Consider the following 15816-nt stretch of genomic DNA (forward strand, 5'->3'; position numbering starts at 1 on the left):
GGTCGCCTCCGGGCCGGTCCCCTGGCCCGGAGGCGAGCATGCCGGGCCGGTCCCCGGGCCCGTCGTGGCGCGGCGGCTCAGCGCCGCGCATATTCGCGGAAGCCGCGGCCCGTCTTGCGGCCGAGGCAGCCCGCGGCCACCAGGTGCTCCAGGAGCGGCGCCGGGGCGAGACCCGGGTCGCGGAACTCGCGGTGCAGCACCTTCTCGATGGCCAGCGAGACATCCAGGCCGACCACGTCGAGGAGCTCGAACGGCCCCATCGGGTAGCCGCCGCCGAGCTTCATCGCGGCGTCGATGTCGTCGAGCGTCGCGTAGTGCTCCTCGACCATCTTGATCGCGTTGTTCAGGTACGGGAAGAGGAGCGCGTTCACGATGAAGCCCGCCCGGTCGCCGCAGTCCACCGGATGCTTGCGGACCTTCGCGCACAGCTCGCGGACCGTGGCGTGCACGTCGTCCGCCGTCAGGACCGTCCGCACGACCTCGACCAGCTTCATCGCGGGCGCCGGGTTGAAGAAGTGCATGCCGATCACGTCCTGCGGCCGCGAGGTGGCCCGGGCGCAGGCGACGACCGGCAGCGACGACGTCGTCGTGGCCAGGATCGCGCCCGGCTTGCAGACCTTGTCGAACACCGCGAAGAGCTGCTGCTTGATCTCCAGGTCCTCGGCGACGGCCTCCAGCGCCAGATCGACGTCGGCGAAGGCCTCGTACGAACCCGCCGGTGTGATGCGCCCCAGCGTCTCCGCGGCCGTTTCGGCCGTCATGCGGCCCTTGTCGACGGAGCGCGAGAGCGACGTGCCGATACGGGCCTTCGCCGTCCCGGCCTTCTCCTCGGTGCGGGCGGCGAGGACGACGTCGTACCCGGCCTTCGCGAAGACCTCCGCGATGCCGGACGCCATCGTTCCGGAGCCCGCGACGCCGACCGAGCGGATCGTCCGGCCGGCCGTCCCGGACCCGGCGGCGGACGGCGTCAGCGGGTCGGGGACGACGGTCGCGCTGCCCGGGGCGTCGTACGTGTAGAAGCCGCGCCCGGACTTGCGGCCCGTCAGGCCCGCCTGGCTGAGCTGTTTGAGGATCGGCGCCGGCGCGTGCAGCCGGTCGTGCGACTCCGCGTACATGGCCTCCAGGACCGTACGCGCGGTGTCCACGCCGATCAGGTCGAGCAGGGCGAGCGGGCCCATCGGCAGGCCGCAGCCCAGCCGCATCGAGGCGTCGATGTCCTCGCGGCTGGCGTACCTGGCCTCGTACATCGCGGCGGCCTGGTTGAGGTAGCCGAACAGCAGGCCGTCGGCGACGAAGCCGGGGCGGTCGCCGACGGCGACGGGCTCCTTGCCGAGTTCGAGGGCGAGGTCGGTGACGGCGGCGACGGCGCCCGGCGCGGTCAGCACGGACGAGACGACCTCGACGAGCTTCATCGCGGGCGCCGGGTTGAAGAAGTGCAGGCCCAGGACCCGTTCGGGGTGGGCCGAGTCGGCGGCCAGCCGGGTGACCGACAGGGCGTTCGTGCCGGTCGCCAGGATCGTCCCCGGGCGCACGACACCGTCCAGCTCCCGGAAGATCTGGTGCTTGATCTCGTACGACTCCGGGGCCACCTCGATCACCAGGTCGGCGTCGGCCGCGGCCCGCAGATCGGTGAAGGTGCGGAAGCGGGCGAGGGTGTCGTCGCGTTCCTGCTCGGTGATGCGCCCGCGCTGCACGGCACGGGCGGTCGAGGACTCGAGCGCGCTGACGGCCTGCGCCGCGGCGGCCTCGCTGATGTCGATGCCGACGACCTCGCGGCCGGCCCGGGCGAGGATCTCGGCGATACCGGTGCCCATCGTGCCGAGGCCGACGACGGCGACGGTCCGCAGGAGGGACACGGAGGACAACGAGGGGTCGGACAGGGGAGTGGCCATCGCGGGACTCCAGGAATGAGTGACGACTGAGGGACGCACACGGATACGCCGACGGGCGCACGGAGTGCGGTGAGAGATGGTGAGGTGAACCGACAGGCCCTGTCCCGGAGCCGTGCCGTCATGTCGAACTGAGGTACCTGAAGTACCGAACCGACCAGCTCCCTCACGACCACGGGGGTGCGAGGGTGTTCCCGCGGCGGCTGCGTCACCAGGCCACCACGGGCGGATCCACGAGTGGGTAACTCGCTCGATTGAGCTTAACCGGTGAGTAACGAGCGCACCAGCCCGCATTCCTGGCCGGTCCATGTGACGTATGTCGCCGATAGTCTCTGCATCATGGACGAAGAGTTGCGATCGCTCACCCAGCGCTTACGGCAGGAGGCGGGCACGATGGCGTCCTTCTCGTACGAACGACTGGCGGCGACCGGCGATCTCGACGAGCTGGCCGCCGTGCTCATCGCTCCCGAACAGCCGCTCTGGGCGCGGGAACTGGCCGCGTTCCGGCTCGGTGTCGCCGGGGACAGACGGGCCTTCGAGGCGCTCGTCCTGCTGCTCAACCACCGGGATCCGCAGCGGTGCGCCTCCGCCGCCTACGCCATGGCCCGGCTGGGGGATCCGCGTACCGCCCGGGCTGCGGCGGCCCTCGCCACCAACGAGTTGCGCGTCGCGTACGCCCTTCACCCGGTGCGGCTCCTGGTCGAACTGCGGGCGCCCGAGTCCGTGCCCGCGCTGATCACCACGCTGGCGCGGCGGTTCCGGCCGCACGATCCGTATCGGCGGGTCGCGCTCGCGTGCGTGGAGGGGTTGGGGGTGCTGGGGGACGAGCGGGCTCGGCCTGTGCTGAACGAGGCGCTGGTGCATCCGGAGTTGGCGGGGGCGGCGGCCGATGCGTTGCGGCGGCTGCCGGCTCAGCGGGTCCCGCCTGTTCCGCGGGGGCGGGGTTAGCGGGTTGGGGGTGGGGTGCGTGTAGGGGCCTGTTTGTGGCTGCGGGTCGGTGGGGGCTGGGTGCGCCGTTCCCCGCGCCCCTTTCGGGGTGGGGTGGTGCGGTTGTTTGTATGTGCGGGTTCGTGGGGGCTTGTCGCGCAGTTCCCCGCGCCCCTGACGGGGCGGGGTGGATGTGGCGGCTTGTTGCGTCGTTCCTTGCGTCCCTTTCGGGGGCGGGGCTGGGGTGGGGGTGCCGGGGGTTCGCCCGGCGGGAGGCGGGCGAGTGGCAGGTGGGCGGACTTCGCGGATGTGGCCCTGGTCCTGCTCCCCGGCGGCCCCCGTCGTGCGACCGCCCGGCTGGGTGCGACATGGGATTCGGGTAGTCGCTCGGCAACGGCTCGCACCGTTACCGAGGGAGGTCGCACATTTCGCACCATAAGCGACGGACGGCTCGCCGAAAATCCCCCAGGCGGGGCGAACGGCCCCCTCAGATGGGCTGATTCACCGTCCTACGGCATCTCGCGCGGCAGGATCCCCAGCCGGGTGGCCGTCACCACCGCCTCCAGCTGACTGTGCGCGCGCAGCTTGACCAGGACGCTCTTCACATGCCCGCGGACCGTGTGCCGGCTGAGGACGAGCCGGTCCGCGATCGCCTTGAGGCCGTGCCCCTGCGCGAGCAGGACCAGCACCTCGTGCTCACGGCGGGTCAGCCCGGCCCCGTTGCGCTGCCGCGGCGGCAGCCGGGCCTCCAGGGCCGACCCCTCCACGAGCAGTTTGCCGGTGGCCGGCGTCCGGATCGCGGTGAGGATGTCCCCGAACGGGCTGTACTTGGCGAGGAACGCCGAGGCGCCCGCCGTCACCGCCCGCGCGAGCTGGTCGGGGGTCGCGTCCGCGGTCAGGACCACCACCCGGGCCGAAGGGTGGACCTTTTTCAGCAGCCGCGTGCCCTCGATACCGTCCGTGCCCGGCAGATGGATGTCCATCAGCACCACGGAGGGGGGTCGACGGGCCGCCTCCCGCAACGCCTCGTCGACCGTCCCCACCGCTTCGCCGCAGTCCAGGTCCGGCTGTGCTCCGATGGCGATGGCCAGGGCGTCGGCCAGCGCGCGCTGGTCTTCGACCACGAGCACGCGGATCATGCCGGATCCTCCCCCTCCGGATGGCCGGCTCTCCCCGGGCCGGTGGTGGCGATGCGCTTTCGAGCGTAGTGCTGAAGACCCCCGGCGAGTCCCGGCCGTACCCGGGAATATGCCTCCCGTGTCTGGCCCAACACCCGCCGCACGGTGGAGAGTTGAACAGGAAAGCCGGGGGCGGCCGGTCAGTGGCCGGTCAGCGGCAGGTGGCAGGGGACGCCGGATGGAGACCCGTGCGTTCCTCGTAGCGCACAGGTCCGGGCCGGCGGGGCGATCCCCGCCGCGTCGGCCGACGCGCGCCTGATGCGACGTGCGTACCGCTTGTCCGACCGTTTGCGGACAGCGGGCGTCGACGCTGTGGGGAAGCCGCGACGGACGGCCGGTGAAGGATGGCTCGCCACCTCACCGACAGGTGCCCGGCGGGGAGGAAGCGGGGGACATGAGAGGTACCGGTCGGCCGGACGGACCACTGGGGCGGCGAAGGGGGCGCGGGGACGATCACGATGGCTGACGACGGGCGTCATGAGCTGTACGCGGCCATGATGCTGGCCGCGCCCGACGGCATCGTCGCGGTCGACGCCGACGGATGCGTGGGGGCGTGCAACCCGGCCGCGGCGGCGCTGCTGGAGCGGTCGGCGGACGAGCTGATCGGCTCCGTGTTCGGCTTTCCGCTCCACGACGGGGAGTCCACCGAGGTCACGCTGGTCCTGCCGAACGGCCGCAACAAGGTCGTCGAGATGACGGTCGCCCTCGCCCGGTTCGACGGCCGGCGGCTGTACGTGGCCACCCTGCGCGACGGGACCCGGCGGCAGCAGGCCGACCATGTGCTCCAGGCCGCGCTGGAGCACCAGAGCGTCGTCGTCGAGGTCGCCGCACATCAATTGCACAACCCGCTGGCCGCTCTGGGGGCCCTGGTGCACGTGCTGAGAGAGCCGCCGCCCGGACTGGCCGACGAGCGACGCGCCGAGGTGGTCGAGCGGATCGCCGAACGCACGGCCCGCCTGCAGGCACTGGTCCGCAAACTCCTCACCGCCGCACGGCTCGACGGCGCCGGTCAGCGGGGCGTGCCGGAGCCGGTGCCGCTGCTGGGCTTCCTGCTGGACCAGTTCGCCGAGGCCGGGGCCGCCCGCGACGGACTGAGACTCGCCGTCCCGGCCCGGCTGGTGGTGCGGGTCGACCCCGTGGGCCTCGCCGAGATCTTCGGCAACTACCTGGAGAACGCGCTCGCCTACGGCCGGGATCCCGTCGAGATCACCGCGCGGGAAGCCGGTGGACGCGTCGAGCTCCGGGTCGCGGACCATGGCTCCGGTGTGCCGGAGTCCTTCGTTCCGCACCTCTTCGAGCGCTACCGCCGCGACCCCGCCACCGCGGCGGCCACCGAGGGCACCGGCCTCGGCCTGTGGATCGCCCGCAGTCTGGCCCGGGCCAACGGCGGAGACGCCTGGTACGAACCGGGCCGGCCGAGCGGCGCGGTCTTCTGCGTCAGCCTTCCCAAGGGGTGACCCGGCCCTCCAGCAGCCGGGCGTAGCGCACCTCCGGCACCTCGACGCCCTCGACCTCGTAGGGCTCCTCGGCGCCGTCCGCGGTGAAACCGGCCCGTTCGTAGAAGCGGCGCGCGCCCGCGTTCTCCCGAAGGACCCAGAGCAGCATCCTGTCGTGCCCCGCGGCGGCGCACCGTTCGACCGACGCCCGCAACAGGGCACGGCCCACCCCGCGCCCGGTCCGGTCGGGGTCGACGTAGATCGCGTACAGCTCGGCATCCCCGGCGCCCCCGGTGTCCTGGGCTTTCTGGGTACGCGGTTCTCCGCCGCGGTAGGGCCCGTGGCAGGCCCAGCCGACGACCTCACCGGCCGACTCCGCGACGAGGTTCACCACGCCCGTGCCGGCGGCCCGCTCGAAGTGGGCCCGCCGACGCGGGAGTTCGGCCGCCACGTCGAGCCCGTCGAGATACGGCTGGGGCATCAGCCCTTTGTACGCGCTCTGCCAGCCGCGTATCCGGATCTCCGCCACGCGGGGACAGTCGGACAGGGTCATCTCGCGGATGTGCGGCGGGGCACCGGTGCGGCTCATTCGGGCAGTATCGCGAACGCCTCTATCTCCATCAGGAACTCGGGGCGGACGAGGGCGGCGACCTGTACGGCGGAGGCGGCCGGGAGGCGGTCCTGCGGGATGTGTTCGGCACGGGCCGCGCGGATGGCCGGCATGTGGGCCATGTCCGTGACGAAGTAGGTCAGTTTGACCACGTCGTCGAAGCCTGCGCCGGCCGCGGCGAGGCAGCGGCGCAGGTTCTCGAAGACCTGACGGGCCTGCGCGGCCGGGTCGCCCTCGCCGACCGGCTTTCCGTCCTCGTCGAGCGCCAGCTGGCCCGAGACCGCCACGAAGCGGCCCGTGCCCATGACGACGTGCGAGTAGGCGGCGGCGGGGGCGACCCCGTCGGGGGCGGTGATGCGGATCGGTCCGGTCATGGATCAATCCTGCACCACGGCACTGACAACGCCCCCGACCGCCCCCGACCGCCCCCGACCGGCCCCGACCGCCCCCGACCGGCCCCGACCGGCCCGGATCGGCCCGGCTCGGTCCCGGTCGGTGTCGGCTAGCCGCGGAAACCGAGCAGGCCGTGCAGGGTCGCGCCGCGCGAGGCCGTGCCCGTCTTCGCCTTAGCCTTCGCCTTCGCGGTCAGCGGCTCGGGATCGGGCAGCTTCGCGCACACCGCGTCGGCCTCGCCGTTCCCGCGCGGCACCCGGCCGTCGGTCAGATAGGCGGCCAGGTGCTTGTCCAGGCAGGTGTTCCCGCTCAGGGTGACGCCGTGGTTCCCGCCGCCCTGCTCGACCACCAGGCTGGAGCCGCCCAGCAGGTGATGGACCAGGACACCGCCCTCGTACGGGGTGGCCGCGTCGTCCGTCGCCTGGAACAGCAGCACCGGCGGCACCGAGTCGTTCGCGACGTCCACCGGCTCGGCCGAGCCGGTGGGCCAGAACGCGCACGGGGCGTTGTACCAGGCGTTGCTCCAGGTCATGAAGGGCGACTTCTTGTACACGTCCCAGTTGTCGTCGCGCCACTCGTCCCAGTCGCGCGGCCAGTTCGCGTCACGGCACTGCACCGAGGTGTAGACGCTGTAGCCGTTGTCGCCCGCGGCGTCGACGGCCCCGAAGTTCTCGTACGCCTCGACCAGCAGGTCGTCGTTCTTCGTCTTCACGTAGGCCGCGAACGCGTCGGCGAGATACGGCCAGTAGCCGTTGAAGTAGGCGCCGGGGGAGAAGGTGTCCTCCAGCTCCGAGGCGCCGACCGTCCTGTCCGCGGGCTTCTTCGCCAGCGCCGCCCGCATCGCGTACCAGGCCTCCTCGATCCTCTCCGGATCGGTGCCCAGTTTGTACGTCGCGTCGTGCTCGGCGACCCAGGCCATGAAGGCCCGGTGGCGGGAGTTGAACGCGTGGTCCTGCGCGATGTTGTCGTCGTACCAGACACCGGTGGGATCGACGACGGAGTCCAGCACCATGCGCCGTACCCGCTCCGGATGGAGCCTGGCGTAGACGGCGCCCAGGTACGTGCCGTACGAGTACCCGAAGTAGTTGATCTTTTTTGCGCCCAGGGCGCCGCGGATCGCGTCCATGTCCTGGACCGCGCTCACCGTGTCGATGTACGGCAGCAGGTCCCCGTACTTGCTCGCGCAGGCCTTCGCGAAGGCCTCGACGCGGTCGAGGTTGGCCTCTTCGAGAGCGGGGGTCGTCGGCAGCGAGTCGGGGCGCACCGGCTTGAAGTGTCCCGGCCGGCAGTTCAGGGCGGGCCTGCTCGCGCCGACCCCGCGCGGGTCGAAGCCGATGACGTCGTACTGGGCCGCCACGTTCTTCGGCAGCGAGGCCGCGACGAATCCGGCCAGGGACAGACCGCTGCCGCCTGGACCGCCCGGGTTCACCAGGAGAGGGCCCTGGTAGGTCTTCTTGGAGGTGTGCGGGACCCGGGACAGCGCGAGCGTGATCTTCCGGCCGTGCGGGTTCGCGTGGTCGAGGGGCACCTTCAGGGACGCGCACTGGAGCGTCGGATAGTTCTTGGTGCCGCACTTCTTCCAGGTGGGCTTCGCCGCGTCGGCGGAGGGGGCGGTGCGCCGGGCGGTCGCGGAGGCCGGGTTCGCGTCGGCCGGGACCGCGGTGATCATTCCGGCAACCACGGCGGCGGCACCGCACAGAGCGGCTGCGCGTCGGTTCACAATGAATCGCCTCACATCGATGGACCGGACAGCGGGCCGTGCACCTCACGGCCCTGGCCGTATCGTCCCGGGGCGGGCGCCCGGAAGGACCGCTTCTGCCGAGAGTTGACCCCATTGGGCCGCGCTGTACGGCCGGATGCCGGGCAGGGAGTGCCGACCGGTGTGCGAGGGACGCCGGTGCCGGTGCGTGGGCGTGTGCCGTCACAGAAGGGTGAGCTGGGTGGGCCCCGTCGTGACCGGTTCGGGCACCGGGATCCTGCGGGGCATCCCCGCGCGCGTGGGGCCTATCCCGTACTCCTCGGCCAGCTCGTGCACCTGCCGGGTGATCCGCCGCTGGTACCACTTCGGGGCGTACGCGCCCTCCGCGTACAGCCGCTCGTACCGCCGCACCAGATGCGGGTGGTGGTGCCCCAGCCAGCCCATGAACCACTCGCGCGCGCCGGGCCGCAGATGCAGCACGAGCGGGGTCACCGAGGTCGCGCCGGACGCGGCGACCGCCCGTACCGTCGCACGCAGTTGGGAGGGGTCGTCGCCGAGGAAGGGGATCACGGGGGCCATCAGGACCCCGCAGTCGATGCCGTGCGCGCTCAGGGTGCGTACGACGTCGAGGCGGCGCTCCGGGGCGGGCGTGCCCGGCTCCACGGTCCGCCACAGGTCGAGGTCGGTGAAGCCCACGGAGACGGAGATCCCGACCTCGGTGACGGCCGCCGCCTCCTTCAGGAGGTCCAGGTCGCGCAGGATCAGCGTGCCCTTGGTCAGGATGGAGAAGGGGTTCGCGTGGTCGCGCAGGGCCGCGATGATGCCGGGCATCAGCCGGTAGCGGCCCTCCGCGCGCTGGTAGCAGTCCACGTTGGTGCCCATCGCGATGTGGTCACCGAGCCAGCGCCGTGAGCCGAGCTGGCGCCGCAGCAGCTCCGGGGCGTTCACCTTCACCACGATCTGGCTGTCGAAGCCGAGGCCCGTGTCGAGGTCCAGATAGCTGTGGGTCTTGCGGGCGAAACAGTAGACACAAGCGTGCGTGCACCCCCGGTAGGGGTTGACCGTCCACTCGAAGGGCATGCGCGAGGCCCCCGGGACGCGGTTGACGATCGACCTGGCCCGGATCTCGTGGAAGGTGATCCCACGGAACTCGGGCGTGTCGAACGTCCGGGTGGTCACCGACTCCGCGCCGAACAGAGCGGGGTTTGTGGGGCCGGCCGACGGATTCCCGTCGGACTCCACTGCGAGGTTCTCCCACCGCATGACGCCTCCTCGATAGCACTGACCACAGAATAGAACACATGTTCCCTTGATCGTGCGACCCCGTAGTTCCGGACCCCGATTTGGGCGGCCCGGCCGCGTGATGGTTGGCTGAGCGCTGACGCCCGAGATCCCGAGTGCTGGAGGAACGCAATGGCGCAGGTCGAGGCCACCACCGAGCGAGTCGTGACGGGTCAGCCGGACGACGTGTTCGACGCGCTGGCCGACTACAACGGCACGCGTTCGAAGATCCTGAGCGAGCACTTCAGCGAGTACGAGGTCCGGGAGGGCGGCGACGGCGAGGGAACCCTCGTCCACTGGAAGCTCCAGGCCACCAGCAAGCGCATCCGCGACTGCCTGCTCGAAGTGAGCGAGCCCACCGACGGCGAACTCGTCGAGAAGGACCGCAACTCCTCGATGGTCACCACCTGGCGCGTCACCCCGGCCGGCGAGGGCAGGTCGCGCGTCGTCGTCACCACCGTGTGGGACGGCGCCGGCGGCATCGGCGGGTTCTTCGAGCGGACCTTCGCACCCAAGGGCCTCGGCCGCATCTACGACGAGGTGCTGGCGAAGCTCGCCGCCGAGGTGGAGAAGTAGCTCCACGGGGCGACTCCCCGCACTCCTGGACCCCACCGTCCCGGACGATTTCCACGCTCACCGTTTCGAGTGGTTTTCCGTACGGGCCCAGTTGTACGCCGTAGGGCTCCCACCGGCGGATACGTCCACCGGGGCCCGCCCCAGGGCGACTCGTCGCGCTTGCTCCCAGATGTCGCACAATGCGAGAAATGGGCCCCGCAGGCGCGACGAGGGGAGCAGCACGTGGGCGGCGGAACGGCTCTGGCGGAGAGCGGACGAGACGTTTCCTCTCCGGCCCCCGACACACCCCAAGCGCCGCCCGATCCCCCTCAGTTGGAGACACTGAGCCCGCGCCGCGTGCGCCTGGTCTTCTTCGCGCTCATGCTCGCGCTGCTCCTCGCGGCCCTGGAGCAGATGATCGTCGCCACCGCGCTCCCGAAGATCGTCGGAGAGCTGCACGGCCTGGACAAGATGTCCTGGGCGATCACCGCCTACCTGCTCACCTCGACCGTGGGACTGCCCGTCTACGGCAAGTTCGGCGATCTGTACGGCCGCAAGGGCGTCTTCCAGTTCGCCATCGTCGTCTTCGTGATCGGCTCGGCGCTGGCCGGATGGTCGCGCACCATGGACCAGTTGATCGCCTTCCGCGCCCTCCAGGGAGTCGGCGCCGGCGGCCTCATGATCGGCGTACAGGCCATCATCGCGGACGTCGTGCCGGCCCGGGAACGGGCCCGCTTCATGGGGATGATCGGCGCCGCGTTCGGACTCGCCTCGGTCGCGGGCCCCTTGCTCGGCGGCTACTTCACCGACCATCTCTCCTGGCGCTGGTGCTTCTACATCAACGTCCCCTTCGGCCTGGTCACCCTCGCCGTCGTGGCCGTCGTCCTCGAACTGCCGAAGCCCACCGCGAGGCCCCGCCTGGACGTCCTGGGCGCCCTGCTGCTCGCCGCCGCCTCCACCTGCCTGGTCCTGCTGACCAGTTGGGGCGGCACGGAGTACGCGTGGGGCTCGCGCGTCGTCCTCGGACTCGCCGCGGGAGCCGTCGCCTCGACCGTGCTCTTCCTCGTCGCCGAGCACCGCGCGGCCGAACCCCTCATCCCACTGCGGCTGTTCCGCGACGGCGTCTTCAACGTCACCGCTCTCGTAGGGGTGATCGTCGGCGTCGCCCTCTTCGGCGCGGCCAGCTATCTGCCCACGTACCTGCAGATGGTCGACGGCGCCAGCGCCACCGAGTCCGGCCTGCTCATGCTCCCCATGATGGGCGGCATCGTCGGCGCCTCGATCGTCTCCGGCCAGCTCATCAGCCGCAACGGCCGCTACAAGATCTATCCGATCCTCGGCGGCGCCCTGTCCGTCGTCGGCATGTGGCTGCTCTCACGGCTCGAAGCCGACACGCCCCGGCTGCACTACAGCGTGTGGATGGCCCTGCTCGGCGCCGGGATCGGCCTGGTCATGCCGGTGCTGATCCTCGCCGTCCAGAACTCCGTCCACCCGCACGACCTCGGCACCGCGACCAGCGCCAACAACTACTTCCGGCAGATCGGCGGCAGCGTCGGCGCGGCCGTCTTCGGCACGCTCTTCGCCAACCGGCTCGCCGACTCCCTGGCCGACCGGCTGCCCGCCGGGGCCGGCGTGCCCGACCCCGAGTCCATCACCCCGCAGCTCGTCCACACGCTGCCCGCCGGCCTGAGGGACGGCTACATCGCGGCGTACACCGACGCGATGCCGCGGATCTTCCTCTACCTCGTGCCGGTGCTCGTCCTGGGCCTGCTCGTCGCCTTCTTCCTCAAGGAGAAACCACTGGTGTCCCACCACACCCCCACCGCAGCCCCCGAGACCGCCGCGCCGCTCAACACCCCGCTGCCCGGCGCGCGTTCGTCGTACGCCGCCGGGATTCCCGTCTGCGGCACCGTGCAGCACCCCGACGGCACCGTCGTCCCCCGCGCCGCGCTCACCCTCATCGACGTCGCCGGGCAGCAGATCGGACGGGGCGCGAGCGGCGAGGACGGACGGTACGCGCTGTCGACGCCCGGATCGGGGTCGTACGTCCTGATCGCGGCGGCCAGCGGGCACCAGCCCCAAGCGGTCAGTGTCACCGTCGGGGAACGGCCCGTGGAACTGGACGTGGTCCTCGGCGGTGCGGGGCGGCTGGCCGGGAGCGTCGTCACGGCGGACGGGACGCCCGTACGGGACGCGACCGTCACGCTCACCAACGTGCACGGGGAGGTCGTCGCCGCGACGCGCAGCGGGCGCGAGGGCGGCTACGTCATCACCGAACTGGTGGCGGGGGAGTACACGCTGGCCGGGAGCGCGCCGGCCTTCCGCCCGGCCGCCCTGCCGGTGAGCGTGCAGGCCGCGCGCGAGACCCGGCAGGACGTCGAACTCGCGGGCGGGGCGGTACTGCGGGGCACCGTGCGGGCCAGTGGGGGGCGGCCGGTCGAGGACGCTCGGGTGACGCTGCTCGACGCGGCGGGCAATGTGGTCGACACGTTGACCACGGGGGGTGACGGGGCGTTCCGGTTCATCGACCTCTCGTCGGGCGAGTACACGGTGATCGCGGCGGGGTATCCGCCGGTGGCCACGGTGTTGCAGGTGGCGGGGGGCGGGCGCACGGAGCGCGACCTCCAACTGGGCCACGAGGACGACTGAGGCCGCGCCCTTTCCCGGGGCCCGGCTCCCACCGACCCGCAGCCGACGGTCTCCCCGCGGCCCGGCCCCCACACCGGCCCGCGGCCAACGATCTGGCCGCGCCCCCGTCCCCCACCGGCCCGCGGCCAACGATCTTCCCCGCGCCCCCGTCCCCTCAGGGGCGCGGGGAACGGCGCGATCAGCCCCCACCGGCCCGCAGGCAACGGTCTGCCCACGCCCCCACCCCCCCCAAGGGGCGCGAGGAACTGCGCGGCCAGCCCCCTCCGGTCCGCAGGTAAAAGACTGCGCCGTTCCCCGCGCCCCTTGGGGGGCTTGGGTGGTACGTCGGGTGCAGGACGGTGGGGGTTGGCCGCGCCGTTCCCCGCGCCCCTGGGGTGGGCTCGGGGAGTTCGTCGGGTGCGGGGCCGTGGGGGCCGGTCGCGCCGTTCCTCGCGCCCCTAGGCGGTGGGGGTGTGCGCCGGAGGCAATTCGGGGAATGGGGCACATCGCCGCCGGGCACGGACGTACCGTGGTCGGAGTGGTGGCACAGATCTTGCGGACCGTGGGAGAGAGGGCCTGAGCCATGGACCGTGGCACCGAGAGGGGCAACCCTCCGCACGGGGCAGCCGCGGCGGGGCGGATTCCGCTGGCCGTGGTCGTGGTGGACCGCCAAGGACTGGTCTCGCACTGGAGCCGCGGCGCCCGCCGCCTCTTCGGCACGGCGAGGGATGAAGCCGTAGGCCGTCCCGTGGTCGACCTGCTGCCCGTCTCCGGCGCACTGCCCGAGGACGACGAGACCGCCCCCTACGGGGCGTACGCCGCGTACGACGGGCTCGGCCCCGATCTCGAATCCTCCCTGGACGGGCGGCTGTTCTACCCGGCCGCGGGCCGCGCCCGGCTGACGGCGGCGGACAGCGACCGGATCGACGTCCTGTGGTGGGCGTACCCGCTCGTGGGCCCGGGGGCCGAGCGCCTGCTGGTCCTCGCCGCCGACGCGGGCGCGCTGCGTCCCGACGACACCGACGCGTCCGACGCGTCCGGCGCGGGCGCCGCCGTGGAGCGCATCGCACCCGGGTTCGCGCTGCACACCGACTTCCCCGGCGCCGAGGACCTGGCAGGCAGGCTGCCCGAGATCCTGCCGAGCATGAGCGTGGGCGAAAGCGCCCGCATCGTCTCCCAGGTCCTCGAACTGGGCTATCCGGTCCTGGAGTTCAGCCAGAACGACCGCGTCCCCGTCACCCCCGACTGGGGTGTCCCGCGCCGCACCGAGCGCATGGAGCGCCGGCAGCGGGCGGCTGCCGCGGCCCTGTCGGGCGAGCCCCTGCCGCAGGACGCCGAGGACGAGGTCGAGGACCTCGAATACGCCGCCGTACGCGAACGGCTGGAGTTCCTGAACGAGGTCAGCGGACGCATCGGCACCTCGCTCGACCTGTCCCGCACCATCGTCGAGGTCAGCCGGGCCGTCGTCCCGCGCTTCACCGACGTGGCCGGGACCTATCTGCGCGAACAGGTCGTCGCCGGTGAGGGCTTCTCCGACGGCGTGCCCGACACGACCACCATGTGGCACCGGGTCGCGCTGGAGCACACGGACGAACCGGGCCGCTGGGACGACGTCGTGCCGGTCGGCGAGGCCATGCCCTTCCCCGCGCACACCCCGTTCTTCCAGTGCATGACCACCGGCGAACCCGTTCTCGTGCCCCGCATCAGCGAGCAGATGGGCCACATGATCGCCGCGCAGTTCGAGAAGCGCGACATCCGGCCCCTGATCACCGGCCGCTCCATGCTGGTCGTGCCCCTCAAGGCCCGCAACGTCGTCCTCGGCTTCATGATCCTGCTGCGGCACCCGGAGCGCGTCGAGTTCAACGACATGGACCGTGTCACCGGCGCCGAACTCGCCGCGCGCGCCGGGCTCGTACTCGACAACGCCCGCATGTACACGTACCAGGAGAGTGTCGCCGAGACCCTCCAGGACAGCATGCTGCCGCACATCGCGCCGCGGATGTCCGGCTGTGACATCGCGACCCGCTATCTGCCGGGCACACTGCTCGGGCGGGTCGGTGGCGACTGGTTCGACTCCGTGAAGCTGCCCGGTTCGCGTACCGCACTCGTCGTCGGTGACGTCATGGGCCACGGGCTCAACTCGGCCGCGATGATGGGGCAGTTACGGACCGCCGTCCAGACCATGGCGGCCCTCGACCTGCCACCCTCCCAACTCCTTCGCAACCTCGACGACCTGGCGCAGCGACTCGGCGAGCACTACCTCGCGACCTGCCTGTACGCGATCTACGACCCCATCGCGAGCGAGCTGGAGATCGCCAACGCGGGCCACATCCCGCCCGTGCTGGTCCGCGCCGAGAACGGCCACAGCGATCTGCTGGAACTGCCCACCGGCGCGCCCATTGGAGTCGGCGGGGTGCCCTTCGAGTCCGTACGCGTGCGAGTGGCACCCGGTGACCGGCTCGTGATGTGCACCGACGGCCTGGTCGAGGTGCGCGGCGAGGACATCGGCGTCGGCCTCGCCACGCTCTGCGAGTCCGCGGCCCATCCGGCCGCCTCCATGGACGACGCCTGCGACACCATCATCCGGGCCCTCAACACCCGCGGTGGCCGCAAGGACGACGTGGCGCTCCTGATGGCGCGGCTCAACGGCATCGGGCCCGAGGACGTCGCCGAGTGGCGGATCGGGCACGACCCCCGGGAGGCGGGCCGGGCGCGTGCGGCGGTCCGTGAGCAGCTCCACGCGTGGGGCCTCGGCTCCGTCGCCGACACCGCCGAGCTGCTGGTGAGCGAGCTGGTCACCAATGCCGTACGGCACTCCCACAGCCGGCCGATCGACCTCCGGCTGGTCCGGGGCGACACCCTGCTGTGCGAGGTGGACGACGACGATCACACCCTGCCCACGTTGCTCAGCGCGGGGCGGCTCGACGAGTTCGGGCGCGGGATGCGGGTCGTGAGCACGCTGGCGCGTGAGTGGGGGACGAGCCGGACCGGCTCCGGCAAGACGGTGTGGTTCGAACTGACGTTGCCGCGGCGCTGACCGCTGGGCTGGGCTGGGCTGGGCGGAAGCGTTGAGATGACTCTGCGGGTCGGTGGGGGCTGGCCGCGCCGTTCCCCGCGCCCCTTTCGGGGCGTAGCCCCGAGCGTGACCGCGTGCGGGAGCGAATGAGCCGTGAAGGTGTGCGCCCTGTTCTTGTCGCTGTGACCCCGGCGCGGTAAACCG

11 protein-coding genes are annotated in these 15816 nt (G+C 72.0%); 5 read left to right on the plus strand and 6 right to left on the minus strand.

The window, feature by feature from the left end; genetic code table 11:
• Positions 1–77: 77 nt before the first annotated feature.
• Positions 78–1892 carry a 3-hydroxyacyl-CoA dehydrogenase family protein gene (locus ACFVH5_RS26005; protein ID WP_385836183.1) on the minus strand — a complete coding sequence of 605 codons (1815 nt, stop codon included), beginning with the start codon at positions 1890–1892 and terminating at the stop codon, positions 78–80.
• Positions 1893–2228: 336 nt separating this feature from the next.
• Here ACFVH5_RS26005 and ACFVH5_RS26010 point away from each other — a divergent pair, with 336 nt between their 5' ends.
• On the plus strand, positions 2229–2837 hold the full coding sequence (locus ACFVH5_RS26010; RefSeq protein ID WP_385836184.1) for an adenylosuccinate lyase: 609 nt from the start codon (positions 2229–2231) through the stop codon (positions 2835–2837).
• A 488-nt stretch (positions 2838–3325) separates the two neighbouring features.
• Here the strand turns inward: ACFVH5_RS26010 and ACFVH5_RS26015 are convergent, their stop codons facing one another.
• A complete protein-coding gene (locus tag ACFVH5_RS26015; protein WP_385836185.1) occupies positions 3326–3955 on the minus strand; it encodes a response regulator in 630 nt (209 codons plus the stop codon).
• A gap of 497 nt (positions 3956–4452) precedes the next feature.
• Between ACFVH5_RS26015 and ACFVH5_RS26020 the strand changes: the two genes are divergently transcribed.
• Complete coding sequence (locus tag ACFVH5_RS26020; RefSeq protein ID WP_385836186.1) at positions 4453–5451, plus strand: ATP-binding protein; 999 nt, start codon at positions 4453–4455, stop codon at positions 5449–5451.
• On the opposite strand, the gene ACFVH5_RS26025 is transcribed toward ACFVH5_RS26020, so the two are convergent.
• The 4 genes from ACFVH5_RS26025 to ACFVH5_RS26040 all read right to left on the minus strand — a co-directional run bounded on the left by ACFVH5_RS26025 (position 5432) and on the right by ACFVH5_RS26040 (position 9395).
• Complete coding sequence (locus ACFVH5_RS26025; RefSeq protein ID WP_385836187.1) at positions 5432–6019, minus strand: GNAT family N-acetyltransferase; 588 nt, start codon at positions 6017–6019, stop codon at positions 5432–5434. The two genes, ACFVH5_RS26020 and ACFVH5_RS26025, sit on opposite strands and share 20 nt — an antisense overlap.
• Entirely contained in the window at positions 6016–6414 is a 399-nt protein-coding gene (locus ACFVH5_RS26030) for a RidA family protein (protein ID WP_385836188.1), read from the minus strand. The genes ACFVH5_RS26025 and ACFVH5_RS26030 overlap by 4 nt, the downstream gene beginning before the upstream one ends.
• A gap of 128 nt (positions 6415–6542) precedes the next feature.
• A complete protein-coding gene (locus ACFVH5_RS26035; protein WP_385836189.1) occupies positions 6543–8153 on the minus strand; it encodes an alpha/beta hydrolase in 1611 nt (536 codons plus the stop codon).
• Positions 8154–8354: 201 nt separating this feature from the next.
• Positions 8355–9395 carry an Rv2578c family radical SAM protein gene (locus ACFVH5_RS26040; protein WP_385836190.1) on the minus strand — a complete coding sequence of 347 codons (1041 nt, stop codon included), beginning with the start codon at positions 9393–9395 and terminating at the stop codon, positions 8355–8357.
• Positions 9396–9545: 150 nt separating this feature from the next.
• On the opposite strand from ACFVH5_RS26040, the gene ACFVH5_RS26045 reads away from it, so the two are divergent.
• The 3 genes from ACFVH5_RS26045 (at position 9546) to ACFVH5_RS26055 (ending at position 15633) form a co-directional block, all read left to right on the plus strand.
• Positions 9546–9989, plus strand: coding sequence for an SRPBCC family protein (locus ACFVH5_RS26045; protein WP_384807056.1), 444 nt, complete (start codon positions 9546–9548; stop codon positions 9987–9989).
• Positions 9990–10229: 240 nt separating this feature from the next.
• Complete coding sequence (locus ACFVH5_RS26050) at positions 10230–12617, plus strand: MFS transporter (protein ID WP_385836206.1); 2388 nt, start codon at positions 10230–10232, stop codon at positions 12615–12617.
• 562 nt (positions 12618–13179) lie between these two features.
• Positions 13180–15633 (plus strand): SpoIIE family protein phosphatase, encoded by a 2454-nt coding sequence (locus tag ACFVH5_RS26055; protein ID WP_385836191.1) that lies wholly within the window; start codon positions 13180–13182, stop codon positions 15631–15633.
• Positions 15634–15816: the final 183 nt, after the last annotated feature.

The sequence above is a fragment of the Streptomyces sp. NPDC127119 genome (assembly GCF_042677425.1).
Lineage (GTDB): Bacteria > Actinomycetota > Actinomycetes > Streptomycetales > Streptomycetaceae > Streptomyces.